The sequence below is a fragment of the Azospirillum sp. TSO35-2 genome (assembly GCF_003116095.1).
In the GTDB taxonomy this organism is placed as follows: domain Bacteria; phylum Pseudomonadota; class Alphaproteobacteria; order Azospirillales; family Azospirillaceae; genus Azospirillum.
On sequence record NZ_LGRA01000008.1, the window covers coordinates 1,147,386 to 1,150,072 of the forward strand.

Consider the following 2,687-nt stretch of genomic DNA (forward strand, 5'->3'; position numbering starts at 1 on the left):
CACATGGCAGTCCGGGCAGGTCGCCCGCACGCCGGAGCGGTTGGTGAAGTGGATGGTTTGCTTCAGCTCTTCGTAGACGTTCGACTGCATCTCGTGGCAGCCGATGCAGAAGGCCTCGCGGTTGGTGGCCTCCAGGGCGGTGTTGAAGCCGCCCCAGAAGACGACGCCGGCGATGAAGCCGCCCAGCGTCAGGAAGCCCAGGCTGAAATGGACGCTGGGACGCGCGAAGACGCGCCACAGCGACAGCAGCGTGCCGCGGATCGTCATTTGAGGCTGCCTTCACCCTTGCCCGGCGCCGTGTGGCCCAGCACCGAGTCGAAGTCGCGGAAGCTGCTGCCGATGATCGGCTGGGCGTCGGTCTGCGGCACGTGGCACTGGGTGCAGAAGTAGCGGCGGGCCGACACGGTGCCCAGCGTCTGGCCGTCGCGGTCCTGGAAATGGGTGACCGAGATCATCGGCGCCTGCGACCCTTCGGTGTTCCGGCGGTCGTGGCAGGTCAGGCACTTGTTGATGTTCAGGTCGATCTGGTAGTCGCGGATGGCGTGCGGGATCAGCGGCGGCTGGTCGGCGTAGTTGCGGGCGCGCTTCTGGTCGTCGGTGATGTCGCGGTGAGTCGCCTCGGCCGGCTCGTCCAGCGTGATCGGGTGGCGGGTCGACGGGACGGTGGTCCCGCCGACGGTGCCGGTGCCGGAGAGGACGACCGACTTGGAGGCGGAGGTGTCGGCCGCCACCACGCCGGTGACCAGTGCTGGCGCGCCGGCGAGCAGGGCCAGCGCGGCGATCAGGAATCGGGTCTTCATGCCGGCTCTCCTCAGGCGTTCACGGCGGTGATCTTGACCGCGCATTTCTTGTAGTCGGTCTGCTTGCTGATCGGGTCGGTGGCGTCCAGCGTCACCTTGTTGATCAGCACGGTGTGGTCGAAGAAGGGCACGAAGACCAGCCCGCGCGGCGGCTTGTTGCGCCCGCGCGTCTCGACCCGCACCCGGACCTCGCCGCGCCGCGAGGTGACGCGCACCTCCTGCCCGCGCCGGACGTTCAACTGCTTGGCGTCGTCGGGATGCATGAACACCACGGCGTTGGGGAAGGCCTTGCGCAGTTCCGGCACGCGCAGCGTCATCGAACCGCTGTGCCAATGCTCGATCACGCGGCCGGTCGACAGCCAGAACGGGTAGTCGGCGTCGGGCATCTCCGCCGGCGGCTCGTAGGGCAGGGCGAAGACGTTCGCCTTGCCGTCCTTGTTGCCGTAGAAGCGCAGCCCCTCGCCGGCCTTCACGTAGGGGTCGGAGCCCTCGCGGTAGCGCCACTTGGTCTCCTTGCCGTCGACCACCGGCCAGCGCAGGCCGCGCTCCACGTGATACTGCTCGAAATCCGCCAGATCATGGCCGTGGCCGCGGCCGAAGGCGGCGTATTCCTCGAACAGGCCCTTCTGGACGTAGAAGCCCGCGGCCTTCGACTCGTGGTTCTCGTAGTTCGGGTCGAGGTCGGACAGCGGGAAGCGGTCGACCTGGCCGTTGCGGAACAGCACGTCGTACAGGCTCTTGCCGCGCAGCTCCGGCTTCTTGTTCAGCAGTTCCTCCGGCCACACCTCCTCGATCCGGAAGCGCTTGGCGAACTCCATCATCTGCCACAGGTCGGACTTGGCGCCGTCCGGCGCGTTGACCAGCTGGCGCCACAGCTGGGTGCGGCGTTCGGCGTTGCCGTAGCCGCCCTCCTTCTCCACCCACATGGCGGTGGGCAGGATCAGGTCGGCGGCCAGCGCGGTCACGGTGGGGTAGGGATCGGAGACGACGACGAAGTTTTCCGGGTTGCGATAGCCCGGGAAGGTCTCCTTCGCCGTGTTCGGGGCCGTCTGCATGTTGTTGTTGCACATGACCCAGTAGGCGTTGAGCTTGCCGTCCTTCAGCATGCGGTCCTGCTGGACGGCGTGGTAGCCGACCTTGTCGGGGATGGTCCCCTCCGGCAGCTTCCAGATCTCCTCGGCGTGGTGGCGGTGTTCCGGGTTGGTCACCACCATGTCGGCGGGCAGCCGGTGGGAGAAGGTGCCGACCTCGCGCGCCGTGCCGCAGGCCGACGGCTGGCCGGTCAGCGAGAAGGGACCGTTGCCGGGCTGGGAGATCTTACCGGTCAGCAGGTGGATGTTGTAGACGAGGTTGTTCGCCCACACGCCGCGGACATGCTGGTTGAAGCCCATGGTCCAGAAGGACACGACCTTCTTCGTCGGGTCGGCGTACAGCTCGGCCAGCGCCTCAAGCCGGTTCTTCGGCACGCCCGAGAGCTCGTGCGCCTTGTCCAGCGTGTAGGGCTCGACGAACTTGGCGAACTCGTCGAAGGTGATCGGGTCGGAGTCGTTGGCCGTGCCGGCGTTCTTCGCCTTGACCTCCAGCGGGTTGTCCGGACGCAGGCCGTAGCCGATGTCGTCGCGGCCGCGCTTGAAGTTGCAATGCTTCTCGACGAAGTCCTTGTTGACCCGGCCGGTCTTGATGATGTGGTTGGCGATGTAGTTCAGGATCGCCAGGTCGGAGCCGGGGGTGAAGACCAGCCCGATGTCGGCCAGGTCGAAGCTGCGGTGCTCGAAGGTCGACAGCACCGCCACCTTGCAGCCGGGGTGGCTGAGACGGCGGTCGGTGACGCGGGTCCACAGGATGGGGTGCATCTCCGCCATGTTGGAGCCCCAGAGGACGAAGGCG

3 protein-coding genes are annotated in these 2,687 nt (G+C 67.1%); all 3 read right to left on the minus strand.

Annotation, left to right across the window (positions count from 1 at the left end; translation table 11 throughout):
- Positions 1-267: NapC/NirT family cytochrome c (locus TSO352_RS06715; protein ID WP_199231502.1), on the minus strand; the 267-nt coding region annotated here is incomplete at its 3' end.
- Positions 264-800 carry a nitrate reductase cytochrome c-type subunit gene (locus TSO352_RS06720; protein WP_109106508.1) on the minus strand — a complete coding sequence of 179 codons (537 nt, stop codon included), beginning with the start codon at positions 798-800 and terminating at the stop codon, positions 264-266. The genes TSO352_RS06720 and TSO352_RS06715, both read right to left, overlap by 4 nt.
- An 11-nt stretch (positions 801-811) precedes the next feature.
- On the minus strand, positions 812-2,687 hold a 1,876-nt coding region (napA, locus tag TSO352_RS06725), incomplete at its 5' end, for a nitrate reductase catalytic subunit NapA (protein WP_199231503.1).

Bases quoted from the DNA above. Each gene is read 5' to 3' on its own strand.
- TSO352_RS06720 (WP_109106508.1), bottom strand. From the start codon at position 800: ATGAAGACCCGATTCCTGATCGCCGCGCTGGCCCTGCTCGCCGGCGCG.